Source organism: Mycoplasmopsis bovis PG45, from assembly GCF_000183385.1.
GTDB classification, from domain to species: domain Bacteria; phylum Bacillota_I; class Bacilli_A; order Mycoplasmatales; family Metamycoplasmataceae; genus Mycoplasmopsis; species Mycoplasmopsis bovis.
On the sequence record NC_014760.1, the window covers coordinates 765690 to 788959 of the forward strand.

General features: G+C 28.7%; 14 protein-coding genes and 2 pseudogenes. 10 read left to right on the forward strand and 6 right to left on the reverse strand.

The genetic code is table 4. The annotated features are described in order from the left end of the window. Positions 1-43: 43 nt before the first annotated feature. The 4 genes from MBOVPG45_RS03320 to MBOVPG45_RS03335 all read right to left on the reverse strand — a co-directional run bounded on the left by MBOVPG45_RS03320 (position 44) and on the right by MBOVPG45_RS03335 (position 5401). Entirely contained in the window at positions 44-1759 is a 1716-nt protein-coding gene (locus MBOVPG45_RS03320; RefSeq protein ID WP_080551574.1) for an MATE family efflux transporter, read from the reverse strand. Between the two features lie 110 nt (positions 1760-1869). Continuing rightward, positions 1870-2322 (reverse strand): 23S rRNA (pseudouridine(1915)-N(3))-methyltransferase RlmH, encoded by a 453-nt coding sequence (locus MBOVPG45_RS03325; protein ID WP_013456311.1) that lies wholly within the window; start codon positions 2320-2322, stop codon positions 1870-1872. Then, a complete protein-coding gene (gene mnmG, locus MBOVPG45_RS03330; protein WP_013456630.1) occupies positions 2309-4150 on the reverse strand; it encodes a tRNA uridine-5-carboxymethylaminomethyl(34) synthesis enzyme MnmG in 1842 nt (613 codons plus the stop codon). The genes MBOVPG45_RS03325 and mnmG overlap by 14 nt, the downstream gene beginning before the upstream one ends. A 222-nt stretch (positions 4151-4372) precedes the next feature. After that, positions 4373-5401: an IS30-like element ISMbov1 family transposase gene (locus MBOVPG45_RS03335; protein WP_078086175.1), complete on the reverse strand. Its 1029-nt coding sequence runs from the start codon at positions 5399-5401 to the stop codon at positions 4373-4375. A gap of 605 nt (positions 5402-6006) precedes the next feature. Here MBOVPG45_RS03335 and MBOVPG45_RS03340 point away from each other — a divergent pair. The 5 genes and pseudogenes from MBOVPG45_RS03340 to MBOVPG45_RS03360 all read left to right on the forward strand — a co-directional run bounded on the left by MBOVPG45_RS03340 (position 6007) and on the right by MBOVPG45_RS03360 (position 12338). Continuing rightward, positions 6007-6456, forward strand: a complete 450-nt coding sequence (locus MBOVPG45_RS03340; RefSeq protein ID WP_013954624.1) for a hypothetical protein — start codon at positions 6007-6009, stop codon at positions 6454-6456. Positions 6457-6630: 174 nt separating this feature from the next. Continuing rightward, positions 6631-8946 (forward strand): S8 family serine peptidase, encoded by a 2316-nt coding sequence (locus MBOVPG45_RS03345; RefSeq protein ID WP_013456232.1) that lies wholly within the window; start codon positions 6631-6633, stop codon positions 8944-8946. Next, entirely contained in the window at positions 8892-10271 is a 1380-nt protein-coding gene (locus tag MBOVPG45_RS03350; protein ID WP_013456200.1) for an Mbov_0186 family lipoprotein, read from the forward strand. Before MBOVPG45_RS03345 ends, MBOVPG45_RS03350 begins: the two co-directional genes overlap by 55 nt. 173 nt (positions 10272-10444) lie before the next feature. After that, a pseudogene (locus MBOVPG45_RS03355) lies at positions 10445-10803 on the forward strand (S8 family serine peptidase); the annotation flags it as partial. A 101-nt stretch (positions 10804-10904) separates the two neighbouring features. Further along, positions 10905-12338 (forward strand): Mbov_0186 family lipoprotein, encoded by a 1434-nt coding sequence (locus MBOVPG45_RS03360; RefSeq protein WP_013456363.1) that lies wholly within the window; start codon positions 10905-10907, stop codon positions 12336-12338. 114 nt (positions 12339-12452) lie between these two features. Here the strand turns inward: MBOVPG45_RS03360 and MBOVPG45_RS03365 are convergent, their stop codons facing one another. Continuing rightward, positions 12453-14306: an LppA family lipoprotein gene (locus tag MBOVPG45_RS03365; protein WP_013456597.1), complete on the reverse strand. Its 1854-nt coding sequence runs from the start codon at positions 14304-14306 to the stop codon at positions 12453-12455. A gap of 455 nt (positions 14307-14761) precedes the next feature. Here MBOVPG45_RS03365 and MBOVPG45_RS03370 point away from each other — a divergent pair, with 455 nt between their 5' ends. The 3 genes from MBOVPG45_RS03370 to MBOVPG45_RS03380 all read left to right on the forward strand — a co-directional run bounded on the left by MBOVPG45_RS03370 (position 14762) and on the right by MBOVPG45_RS03380 (position 18812). Beyond that, a complete protein-coding gene (locus MBOVPG45_RS03370) occupies positions 14762-14923 on the forward strand; it encodes a hypothetical protein (protein ID WP_226056415.1) in 162 nt (53 codons plus the stop codon). Between the two features lie 176 nt (positions 14924-15099). After that, on the forward strand, positions 15100-17418 hold the full coding sequence (locus tag MBOVPG45_RS03375) for a S8 family serine peptidase (protein ID WP_013456227.1): 2319 nt from the start codon (positions 15100-15102) through the stop codon (positions 17416-17418). After that, the gene (locus tag MBOVPG45_RS03380; protein ID WP_013456262.1) at positions 17388-18812 is read left to right on the forward strand and encodes an Mbov_0186 family lipoprotein; all 1425 of its coding nucleotides are present in this window, start codon (positions 17388-17390) and stop codon (positions 18810-18812) included. Before MBOVPG45_RS03375 ends, MBOVPG45_RS03380 begins: the two co-directional genes overlap by 31 nt. Before the next feature lie 121 nt (positions 18813-18933). On the opposite strand, the pseudogene MBOVPG45_RS05050 reads toward MBOVPG45_RS03380, so the two are convergent. Further along, positions 18934-19119, reverse strand: a pseudogene (locus MBOVPG45_RS05050) (lipoprotein); the annotation flags it as partial. Positions 19120-19318: 199 nt separating this feature from the next. Between MBOVPG45_RS05050 and MBOVPG45_RS03385 the strand changes: the two are divergent. Continuing rightward, the gene (locus tag MBOVPG45_RS03385) at positions 19319-22252 is read left to right on the forward strand and encodes a DNA polymerase III subunit alpha (protein ID WP_013456072.1); all 2934 of its coding nucleotides are present in this window, start codon (positions 19319-19321) and stop codon (positions 22250-22252) included. A 1-nt stretch (position 22253) separates the two neighbouring features. Further along, positions 22254-23171 (forward strand): 5'-3' exonuclease, encoded by a 918-nt coding sequence (locus MBOVPG45_RS03390; protein ID WP_013456541.1) that lies wholly within the window; start codon positions 22254-22256, stop codon positions 23169-23171. Positions 23172-23270 lie beyond the last annotated feature (99 nt).

Here is a 23270-nt window from a genome sequence, read left to right on the forward strand (position 1 = left end):
ATTGTTTTTTCACAAAAATGTCTCTGAATAAATAATATTACTATTACGGCACATCAATGAGCTCGGCTTTTTGAGCCATTTCGAAAAATTTGTGCTCAATTTTTCTACTTCAACTTAGTTTTGTCTGGTCAATTTTTTCTATTTTTTTAAATACAAATCAATATGAAAGGCCCATTAGGACTAACGAAGATAATAAGCAATTAAACACAAATGCTCCCACTATAATTCAGTTGGCCATTTCTTTATCTCCGGTTGTTTTGTAGACACCATAGGCAATTCCATATGATATTGGAATAACAATTACAAATGATATAAAATTCTCGAAAGCTGATGAGAATATTGTTTTTTCAACATCATTTGCCCCTTGGAAAGCAAGGAGTGAATTGATAGTTAATGAGACAGCTAAAATTCTAAGTGAAATAACTCTGATAAAGGTTGCAGTCCCTTCAATTTTATCGCTATCAACATTTAGAATTCACACCCACAAATTATTAGCCGTAGAAGCAACAAAAACATAAACAATTATTGAGTAAAGAAGCGCGATAAGCATTGTTCATAGATAAACTTTTTTACATCTATCAAACTTTCTAAGAGTGTAATTGTATGAAAATAGACTTCTTGCGCCATCATTTATTCCAAAAAAAGATATCAAAAATAAACTTACAATTGGTTGTCCTTTTGCCCAGAAAAATTGAAAGTATTCTGGCATAGCAAAGTGCGAGTTAGCTATTAATAGATTCATTATAATAAATGAAAAGCCTATGCCAAATGTTCTTAAAAAGCCTCCTAAACCAAGTGAGAATATTGGGCCCAGTAATTTTTTATTAAATTTAAATTTAAATAAACTTTTGATTGATAGCCACGTTTTCTGCTTCCTATCTTTAACTACTATATAAATAATGTATGCAGATGTATTAAAAAGTCACCCAATCACAGTTGCAACAACGCCACCAAGCACACCCATTTTAAAATTAATGATAAATAAAGCATCTAAAGCGATGTTAATTAAGTTTGCAACTATTCCACAAACCATAACATAAGTGTTATATCCTTCAGAACGTATAAAATACGATAAATAAAGCGTTAAACACTGTAAAACAGTTGCACTGGCGTAAATATAAATATATTGCTTTGCTCATTGAACGCTTAATTTATGTGCAGCATTGTAAAAATCTTGCAACCTTTCTGCGCTAATGTTGGCGTTTTTCGCTACTATAGAGTCAATCTTTGTAACTCCAGCTATTTTATCTAATAATCCTGACCATATTGCAATAAAAGTTATAAAAGATGAAAGAACTGAAAGTATAACACTTACTCAGAACATAGTAGCTCATAAGTTTTTGCCTGTTTTTTCTAATTTTTTCCCAACACATTTTGTGTAATAAATCGACGAACCCACTGGTACTAAATAAACAATTGCATTAGAAAAAATAATTAATGGAGTAAATGAAGCGGTTGTGGTTGATACTATCGTATTTGAATTTATAACAGTCAACTTAGATACATTCGCTATAGTCGCCTGCTCATTATATGCATTAAGCATTTCATTATAACTTTTGAATAGCTCACTAGTGTTTACATTATGCAAGCTAAGAGTTAAATAGCTAACAATTTCACTATCACTTTTACCAAACACATTACTATATTTTGGTACAAATTGCAAAATGAAAATTTGATCTATAAATGAGTATAGACCAACCATCATTGAGGCTAATAAACTAGGAATAGCAACTATTCATATAGCTTTAGAAATAGGCATTTCACCAAATAATTTTCTGGCTCTTTCCTGTTTTTCACTAACTGATTTATGAATAAGCACCTCCCATTTATAAAGTAATAATTTACTTATAACTCTATAAAACAGCCAAATTATTTATGATACTTGCTGTTGTTTAAGATCATAAAAGCTCTATAAACTTGTTCAATTAGCATAATTCTAAATAACTGATGAGGGAATGTCATTTGTGAAAACGATAGCTTGAGTGCATTATCAAAATAATTTTCACAAACTCCATCAGAACCTCCAATTACAAATGTTATGCTTTGGTTTGTGTATGATTCAATCAATTTTGAAAAACTAACTGAATCAACTTGCTTACCTTTTAATGAAAGCAAAATAACTTTAGAGTTAGGCATAATTGACTCTAATATTAATTTAGTCTCTTTTTCTTTTTTTACTTCTATGTTTTTTTCTTCGCTAAATTCTTTAATCTCGGAAAATGACAAAGAGCAAAAGTTTCCAACTTGCTTAGCATACTCATCATAAAGGCTCTTAAATTTAGGGCTTAACGACCCAACAGCTATTATTTTAATTTTGGTCATAGTTTTTCTTATGCCTTGATTCTAAATGGAACATCAACATTTGAATATCTGCAGGATTAATCCCACTTATTCTGCTAGCTTGCCCTATGGTTGCAGGCCTAATTTTTTCAAATTTTTGTCTAGCTTCTATAGCTATATTCTTTACTTCAAAGTAATTTAAATCCTCTGGTATTCTTAAGTTTTCTAATCTTACTGCTTTATTTGCATCAGATTTTTGCTTTTCAATGTAACCATACAATCGTACCATTGTTGTTATTTCTTCAATGTATGGAAAATCAGGAATAATGTCATTAGGATCTACATCAGGGCGAGAAATAACATTTAATAATGTTGAACCATTTGTGATATTGTACTTTAGAGCAACATCGCTTTTCCCTGATAAATGTGTTGAATTCAGTCTTTGAATTTCATCATCAATTAACTTATATTTGTCAATAACTTTTTGATATTCATCATTGCTAATCATACCTGATTTATAGGCATATTCGCTTAATCTGTCATCAGCGTTATCATTTCTTAATAATAATCTATATTCAGCTCTTGAAGTTAGCATTCTATATGGTTCTTTTGTGCCCTTAGTTACTAAATCATCAATTAAAACACCTATATAACCATGGTTTCTTAGAATAACAATTGGTTCTTTATCTTCCAATTTTAAAGCTGCATTAATACCTGCTATTAATCCTTGCGCAGCAGCTTCTTCATAGCCACTAGTTCCGTTAATTTGACCTGCTGTAAAAAGATTGGGCACAAGTTTGGTTTCAAGCGATTCTTTAAGTTGCAATGGATCTAAAGCGTCATATTCGATTGCATAAGCTCATTTTTGGACTCTTGCATTTCTTAATCCCGGAATTGACTTAATCATTAACTCTTGTACATCAATTGGCATAGAAGTAGATAAACCGTTAACATATGTAATAGCACCATCTGCTGTTTCAGGTTCAAAGAAAATTTGGTGTCTTTCTTTGTCAGGAAACTTAACAATTTTATCTTCAACAGAAGGACAATATCTAGGACCAATTCCTTCTATAACTCCTGAATACATTGGTGAACGATGTATATTTTCTTCAATAATTTTATGAGTTTCTGGGGTTGTGTAAGTTAAATAACATGCTATTTGTTTTGGCATCTTTAAGTTTGAACGCGATGAAAATGAAATATTAACATCACTTAATACTTCTTGTTCAACTTCATCAAAGTTTATTGAATCAGAATAAATTCTAGGTGGTGTTCCTGTCTTTAGTCTTTGTAATGTAAAGCCTAATTTTGCTAATGATGCACTCAATTTAGGTGTGGTTTTTTCATTATCAGGTCCGCTAGTAGTTATATCTTGACCTCTTAAAATTCTAGAGTTCATATATGTACCAGTAGTTATGACACATACTTTAGCATCTATTTTGCCAATATTTTCAACCAAAACACCTTTAAAATAGCCATTATCATCAACTAAAATTTCTTCAGCTACTCCTTCTAATAAGTCTAAATTAGGTTGTTTTAAAACATATTCATAAGCTAATTCAGAATACTTTTCTTTATCAATTTGTGCTCTTAGTGCTCTAACTGCAGGTCCTTTTGAAAGATTAAGCATCTTTAATTGAATAGTTGCTAAATCAGCTCATAATCCTTGCATTCCACCTAAAGCGTCAATTTCTCTAGTGATAATCCCTTTAGCAGGTCCACCAATTGATGGGTTGCATGGCATCATTCCTAATTTTTTAGAGTTAAAGGTTAGCAAAAGTGTTTTATGACCTTTGTGAGAAATTGCGAATGCAGCTTCTAGCCCGGCATGACCACCACCAATAACAATAGCATCGTATTTCTTATTCATAGTTTATAAATTTTAATATATTTATTAATAAATATATCAACATAAATTGCTTAATGTTAGAGTATAAATTCTTAAATTAAAAAGCACCTAATTTGAGTATTGGAAAAATAATACCAATTTTTGGTGGTTCTGACAAGAAAATGGCCTAAAGCATAAAAAAAGAATAAAGAAAAGATACTTTTGAGTACTCAAAAGTGCAAAATTTTGTGTTGATGTTAATTTTTATTGCATTTGCTTAGCGCATTTAAAGCCTGAGACACCTTTATAAATTCTTGGATGTGAATTTATAAAATCGGCTATTGGTTTTAGATCTTGACCAACATATTTATCTATAGATTTTCCCTTTGGAATGTATCTTCTTAAAAGCCTGTGAGCATTTTCAATGCTACCTTTTTCTGATGATGAATAAGGATGACAATGGAAAATTTCTTTGATTGATTCTATCTCTGGAAGTTTGTAATTTTCACTTCCATTATCAATAGTTAATGTGTCAATAACAAGATTATTGTCCTTAATCAATTTCTCCAAATTTTCTTTTATTGCTTTTGCATTTCTTCTAGAGAGCGCGCAATAAAACATTCTAGATTTTCTGTTGATTAATGTAAGAATGCAATAATTGTCAGATCTTAAACCAATTACAGTGTCCATTTCATAATCATTGTCATTTAACCTTAAATTAACTGATTCTGGACGTTCAGTAATAAGTTTGCCTATTGTCTTTTTCTTTGTCTCATGCTTTACTGTTGTTCTGCTTCCATATTTGCCGTTTGATTTATATGGAAGAATATCTAATTTTAGACCAAAAGCACTATGTTTAGCCAATATACGGTAAAAGTTTTGAACTGATGGAATATATGAATTTTGAAGTTTTCCCTGTGCTTCTAGTTCTCTTATGTATTTAAAAATAATGCTTGCCACAGACTGTTTAACAGCTTTACTATCTAAGTTAAAACTATTTCTATTCTTCAAATAAAAGTACAGTAACTGTTTGTAAAACTTAAAAATGTCAATGTATTTCATAAGCAATTTAGAATTGTTTTCTAATTTTTTTGAATCATGTCTTGTTTCAATTAAATTCAAAAATTTGAGAGCACTAATTACATATACTGTTTTGCCTTTTAAGTCCATACCACACAATTTACATTTCTTTTGATATTTAGCATAGCCACGCTTTGTTTCAATTGTAATTCTGTCAAATAAGTTATAAATTGATCTTGATTTAAACCCCACAATATTAGAAACAGTTTTCATATCATAGCCAGCAATTAGCCTTTCAAGAATTTCTTTAAGTCTCAACGGGCTAATGTTATTTTTATTGGTTTTGTGATTTGACTTGGTCAATATTTCATCTCAATTCGTTTCATCAATTACATAATGTACATAATTAAACTTGTACTTGCCGTGCACATTTAATTTCTTTTTAAGCAAGCATAGGTCAGTTGAATAACTAGTATTTTTGTCATTGCTAATCATATATAATGTAAAAGCCTTTCTTTTTTTAATTTAGATACTCAAATTTTAACAAAAGGCAACAAAAAGCGCCGCAAGTTAACTTGTGGTGCTTTTTGCTTTGTTAATGAATAGCTTAATGTTAGAGAGGCAAGAATATAGTTAGTATCTACGCATTTATGCTTTTGCCAATAAAAGCCAACTATTTTACATGCAATTCTGTTTTATAGCATTATAAGTATAACATAGCACCCAAAAGATATGTATCATTATGATTCGTAATTATTAAAATAATAATGTGAAAAACGATACTCTTAATTATTTATAAGCAATATACATTGTGAATATATTTTGTCATTCTGTTTTCAGAATTATTTAACTTTGTACAATTAGAATATAATCCAATTATGGGAAAAATAAATATCGGTAAAATCTATAAACTTAAAACTAACAATAATGCAACTTTTGTTATAAAAGGCGATGATATATTAGAACATAAGGCAACTTTTGCTAAGTCTGATAGAGCATTTGTGTTTTTTACTAATGCAGATGTTGTTTACTTCTTTTCATCCATGCCAGTAAACATAAATAATGAAACACAAACACTAATGGATTTGTTCAATCAAGTTAATAAGGATTCATCAATATACACAGAAGAAACAATAGAATCATTTGCAAAAGCAAGGTGCTCTATAATGTTTGCAATGAGACCTGATGCATTTGATACTTATTTTGAAGTTTGCGCAGACGAAAAGGAACAATTCATACCACCGCTAGTTTACGATGCTGCAATGAGATTTATGAATAGTAATATGGACAAAATTAAATATCCTATTGTTGTTCCTGATCTTAGCTAAAAGATACAATTTATTAGTGTTTGCCTATTTAGGAATCCAAAAAGTGACCATATTATTTCTATCACTTTTTTCTTTATAAATCTTAGTTTATATTTTAAATATCATAATTAGATACACCAACTTATTCCACTCATAAATTTAAATATCCATTAATATATTTATAATTTTAGTGGTATGAATAAGTTAATTTTAAGCCCAATATACCTCGCCCCAATTTTTTCTGTTTCCGCTGTTTTACCAGTTGTAGATAACAAGGTTAAAATCAATAAAAATAGCAATATATCAATAAATGAAAATGACTATAAACAGTTAATTAAAATGTATATCCCATACTACAACAAATTAGGAGTGTGGGATAGGGAAAAGATGCCTAGTGATTATTCATCTAGTGTATATGATAAAGTCGGGATTATTGAGGTAGAAGATATTAATAGCAATTATTTACTTTCACAAAACAGCGACTTTAAAATAATTAGAACAAATCCTTATAATTCAAAAAGTTATTCAGATCATGGATATGCTGTAGCTTCAATAATAGGTACAGACTTTGGTATCAACCAAGATGCTTCAATATACTATACAACGCTGGATAATAACAAAATAATTGATAGCATTATAAATCTACATAAAAATTTTGGAATAAGGCTAATAAATATGAGTTTAGGGCCAGCTGATATATTTGGGCAAATTGGATCAAGAACTGCCAACACATTGAATAGCTATAAAACTGATAAAAAATATGATGATGTTGATAATGACTACAAAATGTCATTAGACGATATCTATAAATACAGAAGCATATTTTATAATCTATCTAAGGCAATTATCTATTTCTCACTTTATGATAATATGCATATTTATGGAATGAATGATATTAAAAAACAGTACAAAGCAATAGGTCAATATGCATTGGATAATAATATTAAGATTATTCAATCCAGCGGAAATGACAATGATGAATTATCAAAGACAATGGTGGATAATAATTTACTAAATAGACCAGAATTCATGGATAATGGCATCATTTCAAAGCAAAAAATTTACGATATATTTAAAAAGTTTTTTAATTCAGCAACAAAATATTGAAAGAATGAAAATTACGAAAATTATAATAAAAAAACGTTAGCTAAAATTCAACCTGTTATTGATAATGCATTAGGTAATCAAAGCTGAACGTACAATGGTAATGATCGATGATTACGTGACTTCGACTTTTCTGATTTTCTTGATATTGAAAACAGAAAAAAGAAACTCTTTAATTCTTTATTAGATTGGCAAAGTCTTCGTTATCATGATGGTATTATTTCAGTAGGTTCAGTAAATTGAAAGAATATTGCAACAAATTTTAGTTCATATGCCAAGGATAATTATGGTTCATTTCCATTTATTTCTGCTTATGGAAATGATCTAAAAAATGACAGAGATGAATTATCAAAAAACAAATATTATAAAGATGATTATGATCGTATAGAAAAATACATAAAAACTACAAATGACTCCGATGAATTCAAAAACAAAATATCATACTTGTTTGATTTTCGCGGAACCAGTAAATCTGCACCAATGATAACAGGACTTATATCACGTCTTCAAAGTAAATTAAAAAAAGAGTTGTCAATTGCTGATGTTAAGCTATTGTTAGCAGGTTCAGCCAATTATTCATCAACTAAAGCATATAAACATAAAGATTTTAATTTTGATCAATTGACTTCTGAGTATGAACACTGAAGACACAATAGAGCTAAAAACAAAACAGGCTTTGGAATACCTAAATATTTTAAAATGAAAGACATTTGAAATAGTGACAAAATAAAAACAATTCGCCCTCATGAACTTGGTAAAGACTTTATAAATAAAAAAACTGAAAGTCAAGTTTATGCCGATACAGCAGTCCAAGGCCAATGAAAGCATTGAGATTCAACTTTTGTTTGACAGCAGAAAATGTCATTTGCTAAATACTGAAAACTTTATAATACAAAAAATAATTCATTTGTTAGCCGGTTTAGAAATAAATGACTTCCAATTTTATTAGAAGCAATAGAATACAACAGCGCAATTAACCCTGATTGAAGCTTCGATCATATACCATACTTTTCAATAAAAGCTGATATGACAACCCATACTTATATGTCAATGTATAATTCTGCAACAGAAACAAAATTAGGAAATGAACCTAATGTTACAATACAAAAAGTTTACTTTTATAAACCTATCCCCATTTGAAATGAAACTTATAAAATATTTATTAATTATGATGAACTAGAAAGATATCTTAGAATATTTTGAGACTATCTTATCTGGAAGAATAATGTTATTCTTTCCAAAGATGATCCAAACTATTCATACTATTATGCTGAAGCTCCAATATTGCAACCATATAAAAAATATATTCACGAAATTAAACAAAAATACTGAGAACATTTAAAGGAAAATGTATGAATAAAAAACTATGCAAATGTAGTGGAAGTTGAGCCCGTTCCTTTTTGATAAAATCAGCGTTGCCTTTTGCCATAAGTATTCCAATGTTTGTTTCATCATCTTGCGGAACGTTTTATCAAACTTATAATGAAATCGAACTTTCTATTTATTTAAATACTAATATTTTAGAGAGCAAAATCAGAAAGATTATTGATAGCAGAATACAAGTATTTAGTTTGGGTGATAAATGAGTTTTGGAATATAGCCCAGAAGTTAAAGAGAAAATTGGTGAATTTCTTAAGTTAATATCTAGTTTCACTTATGCACCAAATTATGAGTTTCCTGGAATTGAAAACGAATATATTTCATACTTGTACTATACTGGCGAAAACAAAAAATTGTTTTATTCAAATGAAATTGAAGAGTCGAAAATTGCAAAAGAATATGATCCAAAAAATGTACATAAGGCTTTAACTCTTGACAATTTATTTTACTTTGATGGCATTAAATATGCAAAAGAATTATTAATGAGAAAATCTGCAATCAAAGATCATACTGACAACAAACATTGACAAAATTTGTCTTATCATCTGCTAAATGATATTCACAGAAATTTGCTTAAGTTGTATTCACATCTCAATCAATACATAGACACAATAAATTACTTTGTTAAGCCTGATAACAAAGTAATTATAAATTCTGGGAAAAATATAAAAGTTGAAAGCAGTGCTTTTAACATTTACAATGATAAAAAGAATCTTGAACTCCTTGCAACAATAAACAACGATTCTGTAATAAATAAGTATCGAAAGTTTGGGATTTTTGATGTTAAAAAGGAAACTTTAATAATTGATTCAAAAAAAATAAACGCTTTGACATTTAAATTTAATAACACTTATTCGATAAATGATATTAGTGTTAATGCAATAAAATATAAGTTACCCTCCGAAGCACCAGTTAATGATATCAGCATTAATTTTTCTTATAGGCCTAAACTAATGAGCTTTAAGGAGTTTATTAACTTTAAAAAACGAACTAGTTCTAGTAGCAAAAATCTTTCAGAAGACAAAATTTCCCTTGGTTTTGTTGACCTGGATGAACTTTTTAAAAACATAAGTGGTATAGATCCAAACAAACCTATAGTTTTATCAATAGAAACTTCGGATTTTGGAAAACCATCGACGCTACGTAAGTTCAATAGACCACATATTGATATTTGAAGTTGGGAGAGTTATATAAATCAGTGAAATATTTTTATAGATTATCTTCGATTATTAAATCAAAACACTAAAACTATGAACACTCAATTATTGCTTACACCAGACAGTTGAAAATTAAGCAATGTTTCGGAGCAAGATTGAAAAAATTTGCTGCATATAATGCGAGAAAATATATAGTGTTATAAGAAGCTACCATATATATTAAATATAAAATTGAGAATTAACTAGATTAATTCTATTGCTTTTTTATCGGTTTTAGTTTCCAATAGCTATTATTTGAATATGAGGGCAATCCCCTTCCGCTCATAAATTTGCATACTTATTAATAATGTTATAATTATTTTAGTACTATGAATAAGTTGAATAAGTTAATTTTAAGCCCAATATATCTCCCATTTTTTCTGTTTCTGGGCTTTTGAAAATTGTTGATGACAAAGTTAAGTTAAACAAAGATAGCTCTATATCTATTGATGAAAGTGATTATATGCAATTGATTAGAATGTATGTCCCTTACTATAATAAACTAGGGGATCGTGGTAGAGACAGAAGACCTACTAATTACTCGTCTAGCAAATACAATAAAGTTGGAATTGTGGAAGTAAGTGACTTAGATAGCAATTATTTGCTTTCTCAAAATGATCAATTTCAATTTATAAAAACACATTGCGGGCAACATAATAATGAAAATGTATATAATGGCTATGGAGTGTAATGAACATATTGCCGCGCGACACATCCAGCCTTGCAACCATATAAAAAATACATACCACAAATTAAGCAAAAATACTGAGAGCATCTTAAGGAGAATGTATGGCTAGAAAGCTACAGAGATTTGCACTAAGTAAAAAAACCAATGCTGGCTTCTGTCTTGGTGCAATTTTCATGCCAATTCTTTCTTCTATACTAACTGTGTCTTGTGGTGTGTACTATAATACTGATACAGAAAGAAAATTTGAGGAGCGGTTTAAATTCTTTGACTTTAAATTATATGAAGGTAAAATTAATAAAATTCTAAGATGAACTGGAACCTTAGAGAGATTAAGCCATAAATATAAATGATTTGACGCAGATCCTGAATTCAAGAAAAGATTTAAAGATGTCTTTTTCAATTTTGTTAAATTAATTAATAGTTTTACTTATGCAGCAAATAAGGAATATCCAAATATTGAAGATGAATACCTTTCATACCTGATTTACACAATACGCTCTTTTGACTCCTTTTATTCAAATAAAATTCAAAATTCTAAAGTTGTGAAGCAATATAATTCAAAACTAACATATAAGGCTTTAACTCCAGGAAATATTCGATATTTTAGTGGGCTTAAATATATGAATCATCTTTGGAACAACAAGTTTAAAAATGATTCAACTAATTTGAAAAGAAGTGAATTTAAGAATTTATCAGCTTTTTTATCAAAAGATGTTTACGAAAATTCAGTTAAACTTGTGTCTTTTGCAAAGCGTGAGAGAGCTATAATACTTTCTGAATATACAAATGACAACAATGAAGAAACATATAAAACTTATGACTTTCGCCCAAGAAATTATGATCCGTGAAATTCTTATATTGAGAATTATAAATATGCTGAGGATTTGCCTAAAATTAACAACACTGTACTAATAAATAATCACAGAAAATTTGGAATTTTTGACGTTAAAAAAGAAGTGCTTGTTATTAATTCTAAAAAAATAAACGCATTGACATTTAAGTTTAACAAACTTTATAATTTTGATGATATTAGCGTAATGGCCACTTTAAACAAAAATGAATCTCGTGATTTACTTAACTATATAGACATTGATTTTGCTTATAGGCCTAAATTAATGAGCTTTAGGGAATTTTTTGAATTTGTAAAGAAAATAAAATTTAGAAAAAGCAATCTTTTAGAAAGTGAAATTGGAACAGGTTATATAGATCTAGATGAATTGCTAGAACCTGTAAACAAGTTAATGCCAAACAAGTTTAATGTTTTTAAAATAAACACTTATGATTTTGGCAAATTTACACTTGGGAATTTGTATAGCACTGCTACTGGGAATTATGGCCAATGAAACAATAGCAAATATGACAAAAATATTTTTTTAGATTACATCAACTATTTTAAATTAGATCCTAATACAAACAACACTGAATTGTTTATAACCCCTGATAGCTGAGATATAAATGAAATCTCTAAAAAAGATTGAGATGAAATGTTACCTGGTATATTAAAAAGTCTAGAAGGCTTTTTGTCGAAGAATTAAACTATAGTTATAAAACTTATTAATTGTCTAATAACCTTGTTTTATAGGACTTTTTGTGATTATATGTAATATAAAAAAAGTTGAGCAATGCTCAATTTTTTGTTTATAAACATATTAAGATTTTTTAAATGAAAACTGGTCTATATAAGTTTCTACAGAAACAGGGATTAAAATCTCTTTGTTGTTGCTGTCTGAATGATCTTTTAAATCGCCAATGCCTTGCGCAAAAATCGGTAACTTAATATTAAATGAAAGTCTTAGTTTATCACCATCATTATTTATTAATTCTAGTTTTAAGTCAAATATTGATTCAGAACCAATTCGGGTGGAAAAAGGATATAAAAGAAAATTATTACTTAACGAAGCTAAATCACGAACTTTAATTGATTGATTGAAGCCATCTTTGTATGCATTGGAATTGTCAGATATAAAAACATTGAGCTCACTTATAATTCTTTGCTTTAAGAAGTCAGCTTTGTTTTTATCAATATCTTTTAAAATGTTTTGACCTGCTTTGATGCTTTCTTTTGTTGTTTTGGAAAAAATGCTTTTAATAACCTGAAGGTTTTTAAATGACATTGTAGTTAAGAAAAAACCTATTACATTGTTAGCTGGATTTTTCAGATCAGCCTTTTTAAAACCGGCAAAAGAAAAAGTCTTGGTAATTATTGGCTCAGCATTATCCTTTTCTGGATTGTTTTTGATTTCAACTTCTAATTGCAATGTTCCTGCACTATCATCATATCCTGCTGCTATTATTTTGTCAATATATTCTTCCCTTAAGCTTTCATTATATTTGAATAAAGCTTCCTTAGTACCTGGTCCAAATGGAATTGTTTCACTGCTAAAATATTTTCCATTTGCATTTAGTAATGATTCATAGTCTATTGTGTTGTTGTTAACAATACCACTATATGTTTCTTTATTGTCAATATAAAGTAGCATTCTAGCGATTAAAGATGGATAGAGATTCTTTATTCCTTCATCGGGCTCTTTAGCACTAATATAGTTTTCCTTTTTATTCTTATTGTTTATTATTTGTTCTGTTTTTTTAAATCCATGTACTGTAAAGACAAAGTCCTTAGTAACATTTTGCTTTGTGAAGCTAATTGTAAGATTAATTAGCAGACCACTATCAAAGTCATATTTAACAAATTCAGGTTTTATTTTTAATGCATAATTATCTATTAATTGCTTGTCAAAAACGTCTTTAAAAAAGATGTTTTCGCTTTTTTGTATTTCAGCAAAAGCAGTTTTTGGATCATACTTTTTATATGAATAATTTGTTATTTTCAAATTCTTATTTAATGATTGTACATCGCTAAAATCAACGTTTTTAGTATTTGTATTTTCATTATTGTCAGGATCAGTGCGTCCAACATCTGGTCTCCTTGGCTCAAATGTCTCTGACGGGGCAATAAGTTTTTTTGCAGGCGGTTTCTCATTATTTATATTGTTTATTATTTGTTCTGCTTTTTTAAATCCATGTACTGTAAAGACAAAATCCTTAGTAACATTTTGCTTTGTAAAGCTAATTGTAAGATTAATTAGCAGACCACTATCAAAGTCATATTTAACAAATTCAGGTTTTAATTTTAATGCATAATTATCTATTAATTGCTTGTCAAAAACGTCTTTAAAAAAGATGTTTTCGCTTTTTTGTATTTCAGCAAAAGCAGTTTTTGGATCGTACTTTTTATATGAATAATTTGTTATTTTCAAATTCTTATTTAATGATTGTACATCGCTAAAATCATCGTTTTTAGTATTTGTGTTTTCATTATTGTCAGGCTCAGTGCGTTCAACATCTGGTCTCCTTGGCTCAAATGTCTCTGACGGGGCAATAGGTTTTTTTGCAGGCGGTTTCTGATTATTTATATTGTTGTTTTCTTCATTATGACACTTAGCAGCTATAGTGACACTCATTAATGGAATAGTAGATAATAAAATATTTTTCCTTTTCTTCATAATAAACCTCTGACAAAATAATTCTATATTTTTATATAGCATAATCAAAAAATAATTCATTACTTTGACCCAATAATACTGTTTTAAAGCCTTTTTGGAATTATTCAGTTAAATTGATAATGTTTCATAATTACTATGACCTTCAACCTTGATGCCACAAAATTATTTATTTTAATAAATAATCTGCCTTGATGCTTTCTCTAATTTGCTAATAAAAATATAATAAGCTTATGAATGAATTTATAGATTTATACAACACAACTGAACATTCATTTTTAGAATCATTGATCAAGGTTAAAGATCTAGTTAGATTATCGAAAAAAATGGCAAAAAAGCCGTTGTTTTAAGTGATCATAATATCTATTTGCATTAGGTGAATTTTTAAAACAATGCAATATTTATGACATTAAACCAATAATTGAAATGAATTATTCGTGAAATCAAGGTGCTCTATAATGTTTGTAATGAGACCTGATGCATTTGATGCTTATTTTGAAGTTTGCACAGTTGAAAAGGAACAATTCATACCGCCGCTAGTTTACGATGCTACAATGAGATTTATGAATAGTAATATGAACAAAATTGAATATCCTATTGTTGTTCCTGTTGTTAGCTAAAAGATACAATTTATTAAAGTTTGCCTGTTTAGAAATCGAAAAAGTGACAAGATTATTTCTATCACTTTTTTTCCTTTATAAATCTTAGTTTATATTTTAAATATCATAATTAGATACACTAACTTATTCCACTCATAAATTTAAATATCCGCTAATATAATTATAATTTTAGTGGTATGAATAAGTTGAATAAGTTAATTTTAAGCCCAATATATCTCACCCCAATTTTTTCTGTTTCTGGGCTTTTGAAAATTGTTGATGATAAGGTTAAGTTAAACAAAGATAGCTCTATATCTATTGATGAGAGTGATTATAAGCAATTAATTAGAATGTATGTCCCTTACTATAATAAACTAGGGGTTCGTGGTAGAGACAGAAGACCCACTAATTACTCATCTAGCAAATACAATAAAGTTGGAATTGTGGAAGTAAGTGACTTAGATAGCAATTATTTGCTTTCTCAAAATGATCAATTTAAATTTATAAAAACACACTATAGCCAACCTAATAAAAAAAATGATGACAATCATGGATATGCAGTGACATCAATAATTGGTACAGACTTTGGAATTAATCAAAACGCATCAATTTATTACACTTTTTTAAATGATGATGACACTGTTAAGGCTGTCAAGAATTTATATTACAAGTATGACGTAAAACTTATAAATATGAGTCTGGGACCAACAAGTATTTTTGATCTAGTAGGTATAAAGACTAGCAATTCTAATTCACATATATCAAGCAATAAGTATAATGGCGTTGAGACTGAAAGTAAGATGTCAATTGATACTATTTATATATACAGACATTTCTTTCACCTTTTATCAAAGGCTATTTTGTATTTTACATATGAAGATAATAAGAATATTTATAATGTAAGAGCCATCGAGGATCAGTATGCAACTATTGGTAAATTTGCTCTTGAAAATGATATTAAAGTAATTCAATCTAGTGGAAATGATAATGATGAATTACCAAAAATAATAGTTAGCAATGATTTTTTAAACAAACCAGAGTTTATGAAAAATGGAAATTTATCTGCTGACAAAATCTATGAAACATTTAAATTATTCTTTAATTCTGTTATGAGTTTCTCGCAGGAATACTGGCCAGATGAAAATGTTCGATCTTACAACATAAATTTAATAAATAAAATTCAAAGAGTTTTAGATAATGCTATAGGTGGCTTGAATTGAGAATTCAATAAGAAAACTGGTTGATTAAAAACCTTTAATTTCAAAGAATTTGCAGATCTAGAGATGAGAAAGAAGAAATTGTTTAAAGGTTTATCAAATTGACAAAGCCTGCGCTATCATGATGGAATTATTACAGTTGGTTCAGTAAATTGAAAGAATGTTGCAACTGCATTTAGTTCATATGCAAAAGATAATTATGGCACTTATCCGCTTGTTTCTGCTTTTGGTGATACACTCAAGAATGATAGTGAAGAACTAACAAAAAATAATTATTACAGTCGCGATTATTACAAAATTAAAAACTACATTGAATCAACCAAAGATACAAAAGATTTCAGAAATAAAATGTCATACTTATTTGATTTTAATGGTACGAGTAAGGCGGCTCCACTAATAACAGGACTTATATCAAGACTACAAGGCGAATTAAATAAGGAATTATCCATTGCAGATGTCAAGCTGTTACTTACCAGCTCATCTAATTATTCATCCACTAAGGCATGAAAATCAAAAAAAATTAGTTTTGATGAGCTAACTTCTGAATACGAATATTGAAGGTCTAACAGATCTAAAAATAAAACTGGCTTTGGAATCCCTAAATATCATAAAATGAAAAGTATTTTTGAAAGCGGAAATATAAAAAGAATTCGTCCTCATGAACTAGGCAAAGAATTTATAACAAAAAATACTGAAAGGCAATTTTACTATACTGAATATCTGAATGAAAATTGGAGATTTTTAAATCTGACTTTTGTTTGGAGACACAAACAATCTTTTTCAGAGTATTGAAAATTACACATTATAGACAATAATCCATATGTGAGTTGATTTAGAAATAAATGACTACCAGATTTATTAAGCGCAATAAGACACAAGCAATCACAAGATGCTAGTTGAAATATTAATAGAGTGCCTTTTTATTCTATAGATATAGAAGCAGATATAGCAACTATTATGGGTAATTTGTACCCGTCAATAACTTACATTCATAGCACTGAGCCCAACACAAGTGTACAACGTGTATTTAGCTACAGACCATATGATATATCTGCTGAAAATTATGCAATATATATAAGACACTCTGAATTGGAGGCATATTTAAATCTTTACTGAGAATATTTAATTTGAAAAAATAATGTCACATTAAATAATGAATATGACGAAAATAGATCATATTATCGTGCTACTCATCCAGCGTTGCAACCATATAAAAAATACATCTCACAAATCAAGCAAAAATACTGAGAACATCTTAAGGAGAATGTATGGCTAGAAAGCTACAGAGATTTACGTTAAGCAAAAAGGCCAATATTACTTCCTGCCTTGGTGCAATAACCATGCCAGTGCTTTTTTCAATATCAACTATATCATGCGGGGAGTATTATATTAGCTATACTGAAGAAAGTTTTTTAATTCATTTCAAATTGTTTGATTTTAAATTATATGAGAAAAAAATTCTACAGACTTTAGAATCGACTAATACTATTGAAACATTGGGCAGAAAATATGATTCGTTTAATGCAGATTCTGAATTTAAAGATAGATTTAAAGAGGTTTTTTACAACTTTGTTAAATTGATTAATAATTTTACATATGCTGCAAATCAAGAAATTCCAGGGATAGAAAATGAATATATTTCATACCTCATTTACACAATAAACTTATATGATTCGTTTTATTCAAAAGAAATTAATAATTCAAAAGTTGTTAAAGAATACAATCCAAAGCTTGCATATACAGCTTTAACTCCCGGTAGCATTATATACTTTAGTGGTCTTAAATATATGAAGCAACTTTGAGATGAAGAAATTAAAAACAATTTGCCTAGCTTAAAAAACAGCAGTTTTAAGAATTTATCGGCTTTTCTCTCAAAATATGTCTATGATAATTCAGTTAAGCTTGAATCGTTTGTAAAGCGTGAAAAAGCTACGAGGCCACGTACAGTAGTAAATAATGGTCGCAAAAAATACCGTGATATTTATGACTTTTATCCAATAAATTATGTGCCAGAAAGAGTAGAATATATAGAAGAACATAATTATGCTAAAAAATTGCCTGAAAACAATAATGCTACGCTAATAAATAACCATAGAAAATTTGGTATTTTTGATGTCAAAAAAGAATCACTTATTATCGATTCTAAAACAGTAAATGCATTGACATTCAAATTTAACAAACTTTATAACTTAAATGATATTAGTGTGACTGCACACTATAACAAAAATGAATCAGGTAATTTGCTTAACTTTATAGACATTAATTTTGCCTATAGACCTAAATTAATGAGCTTTAAGGAATTTTTTGATTTTGTAAAGAAAATAAAATTTAGAAAAAGCAATCTTTTAGAAAGTGAAATTGGAACAGGTTATATAGACTTAGATAAATTACTACAGCCTGTTGACAAAATATCAGCCGAAAAATTTAGTGTTTTCAATATAAACACTTATGATTTTGGCAAATTTACGCGTGGAAATTTGGCTAGCACTGCTACTGGGAATTATGGTAGCAAACACAACAGTAAATATGACAAAAATGTATTTTTAGATTACATCAACTTGCTAAAACTAGATCCTAAGTCAAAAAACACCGAGTTGTTTATAACTCCTGAGAGCTGAGACATAAATGATATTCATAAAAAAGATTGAGAGCAATTGCTGCCTAATATATTAAAAAGTTTAGAAAAGTCTTAACCATAGTTTTATACAACAACTATAAAACAGTAACTTTAATTATATCCTTGTTTTATAGGTCTTTTGGCATTATGTAATATGCAAAAATTGTGCCCTTGCTCAATTTTTGTCTGTGGTTTTGTTATTTTTCAAACATAAACTGATCAATGTTTGCTTCTACTAAAACAGGAATTAATATTTGTCTGCTGTTTGAATTAGAATAATCCTTTAGATCTCCAATTCCTTGTGAAAAAATTGGCAGCTTAATATTAAATGAAAGCTTTAGTTTGTTTGCGTCGCTATTTGCAAACTCTATTTTTAGATCAAATTTTAAGACTGCATATACAAAATAATTATATTATTGTCTTAATAAGTCTGTTTTATAGGCTTTTTGCCAAAGTTTCATATTTTCAAATCCAAGTAAATTAAGCTAATTTTGTTTTATTCTAATCAGCAAAATTATTTATTTTTAATAAATAATCTGCCTTGATGCTTTCTCTAATTTGCTAATAAAATATAATAAGCATATGAATGAATTTATAGATTTATACAACACAACTGAATATTCATTTTTAGAATCATTGATCAAGGTTAAAGATCTAGTTAGATTATCAAAAGAAAATGGCAAAAAGGCTGTTGTTTTAAGTGATCATAATAATCTGTTTGCATTGGGTGAATTTTTAAAACAATGCAATATTTATGACATCAAACCAATAATTGGAATTGATCTAGATGTTGAAGATTCTAGATTCATTTTACTTGCTAAAAACTATGATGGGTTTAAGTTAATTAATTCCTTGATTTTAAAAAAATCAAGTCAAGAAATAACTATAGATGATATAGTTAATGACAATATTTTTATAATTGACCACCCTTCAAATGGATTATATGCAAAAAATGAACACCACAAACTTAGTGATAATAAAAATTACTATATTTCGTCACCTGATTCATCGTTACCCAACTCAATTTATATAAAAGAAAACAGACTTATTGATATAGAAGATAACGAAACATTAAACATTGTTTTGAAACTAGGAAACAGCAAAGAAGCTAATTATAATTTTAACTATTTTGACGACTATACAACTGATCCTGTTTTTTTGAATAGAATAAATTTTATTGTTGACAACTGCAATGTCATTTTTCCAAAAAAAGAGCTTAAATTAGCATCCTTTTGCAAGACTGATGAGGAAAATTATGAGCTTTTTATAAGTAAAATAAAACAAGGTCTTTTAAAACATAAAAAAGCTTTATCACCCTATAAAACAGTGATTAATGACAGAATAAATTATGAGTGTTCTGTAATTAAAGAGTTAGGTTTTGTAAACTATTTTCTAATAATATCAGATATGATTGAATATGCTGATGCTAATGACATTTCTATAGGCCCAGGTAGAGGTAGCGCATCTGGCTCACTAATTAGTTTTCTGCTTGGAATTACAAAGATAAACCCATTAAAGTACAATCTTTTATTTGAAAGATTTTTGAACGTTGACAAAGTATCATGGCCTGATATTGATATTGATATTCAAGATGATAGACGTGATGAAATTTTTACATATTTGCAAAGTAAATATGGCCATAATAGAGTAGCTGTTATTTCGACTTTTCAAACAATGGGGGTTAAACAAGCTATACGAGATGTAGGCAGAATGCTTGATATTCCACTTGCAGATATTAACAGAATAAGCAAATCTATAAATGCATTTGCAAATTATTCATCAATAGAAGAAGAATTTGCAAAGAACCTTGTCTTTAATAAAGAAGTTTCACTAATTAAAGAGTATGAAAAATTTGTAAATCATGTTTCTAAACTCCAAGGGCTTCCACGTCAATATGGAATTCATGCTGCTGGATTAATAATTTCAGACAAAGACTTAAGTGAATATGTGCCTGTATTTGAAAATGCAAACTCATTCTTGCAAGTTCAAGTGCCAATGGAATTTGTTGAAGACTTTGGCTTATTAAAAATTGATCTATTGGGACTTAAGACTCTAACAGAAATTAAGCACATTGAAAAAAGAATTAGCAAGAATAAGCTTTTTGACGAATTAGTCTATGAAAATGACCTAGAGTTACAAGATCCTATGGCCATAAATCTGCTTAATAATGGCAATACTGAAGGTCTTTTTCAAATAGAATCATCAGGGATGAAAAACACAATCAAAAAGGTTGGCATTCAAAATTTTGAAGATCTTTTCGCTATTATTTCATTATATCGTCCCGGACCAAAAGAATATATAAAAGATTATGCGAATAATAGAAGAGATCCTAGTTTAATTGAAAAAATAGATCCAACATATGATGAAATTGTGGCTCCAACACATGGAATTATTATTTACCAAGAGCAAATAATGGAAATAGCTCAAGCGGTTGCCAAAATGTCATTTGCTCAAGCTGATTTATTAAGGCGAGCAATAAGTAAGAAAAATGAAGTTGAACTTCATAAATATAGAAACACATTTTTCAAAGGCGGGCTAAAAAATAACTTTAGTTTAGACTCTCTTGAAAAAATATATGACAAAATTGAGAAGTTTGCTCAATATGGTTTTAATAAATCACATGCTGTTTCATATGCGTACTTAACAATGAAAATGGCTTACTACAAGGCAAGATATCCACAGGTTTACTTTAGTTCCCTAATTTCTAACTCATATGGTGACCAAACCAAAATTGCTTCATTTGTTAATGAGTTAAAAAATATGAATTTTAGTGTGTATTCGCCAAATATTACTCACTTTACCAATTCAGCTATAGTGGATAATGGCGATATTTACCTTCCTTTTAATATGATTAAGGGTCTGGGAACTGAAAGCATTAGAAAAATTGCTTTGGATATAAAAGAAAATGGCGAATACAAGGACTTATCTATATTTGAGATATTACTACGCTTAAGATTTGCAGGCTTAAAAAATTCAATAATAAGCACACTTATAAGAGCAAATGTTTTTCGAGACTTTGGCTTTCAATATTATATTTCAGGCGTGGATTTGCTTATGCAAGAAGAATATAATTTGCTTAGCAAGGGAGCAAACTCGTTTAAAGAAATATTGCATAATTTGGACTTTGAGGGCTATAAACAAGCCTCAGAAAACATAGAGATGCAATCTATGTTTAATCTAGAAGAAGAATCACGTAATGAGATAGAACTGTTAGGAGGCGTCTATAATGCCTATAAAACAGTGCAATACGAAAAAAAATACAAATATAAGCTAGCTGATTTACTAAAAATGCATGGCAATTATAATGTTGCCATTGAAATTGTTGTTAAAAAAGAACTTAGAGATAAACCATATGTAATTTTAGAAGTATGTGACAGAAGTTTAAATTACACATTTTTTGTTAACAAAAATAACCTATCAAAATATCGACCACTTAATAAAGGCGATATAGTTGAAGCACATATTCGCTCAAATGGTTATAAAATGTATCTAGATTCATGACAAGGAATTGAATAATATGAATAGCGATAATAATCTTATGTTACTAGTTGATGGTAACTTTCTAGTTTTTCAGTCTTTCTATGCATCATATAATAAATATAAACCAAATAGTGTTCTAGTAGCCAAAGATGGCACAACTACTAATGGCGTGCATGTGTTTTTTCAAACTTTATTTAAACTAATGAGACTTTATAATCCAACTCATATGTTTATTGCTTTTGATGCTAAAGGTAAAACTAAGAGACATGAAGTGTATAATAACTATAAAGCCGGAAGAGAAAAAGCACCAGAAATAATATTTGAGCAATTTGATCTTACTAAAAAAATTCTTAGTGCAATGAACATAAAATGGTTTGAGAAAGTTGGCTACGAAGCTGATGACTTAATAGCAACAATAACAAAACATAATAACCAATTTAAAAACTACATTTATTCTAAAGATAAAGACTTGCTTCAATTAGTTAATGAAAATAACTGCATCATAAAAGTTGTTAGAAATCCAGGGAATTTTACTGAATATAGTCTAGAAACAATAAATGAATTTGTTGACATATATGGTATTAATCCTAATCAAATTCCTGACTATAAAGGCCTAGCTGGTGATACATCTGATAGACTAAAGGGAGTAGCTGGCATTGGGCCTAAAAAAGCTGTGAGTTTACTTAATGAATTTGGCTCTTTGGAAGCTATTTATGAGAACATTGGCAAAATTAGTGGCAAAACCAAGGAATACTTAGAAAACGACTATGAATCAGCTCACTTTTGCAAAAAATTAGCTATTTTAAACCCTGATGTTGAGATGGACACTGACATTGACAACTATAAAATAGTGTTAAATAGAAATGAAGCAGAAGAAATATTGAATGAGTTTGGCTTTTATAATGTTTTAGATACATACATTAATGTATTTCTACCCAAATACAAGTCTGCCTAGGCCTATAAAACAGACTTATAACAAAACACCGCGTTTAAATAATATGCGGTGTTTTTTTATTGAAACATTTGTTAATTTGACTAGTTTTTTAGGCAATTA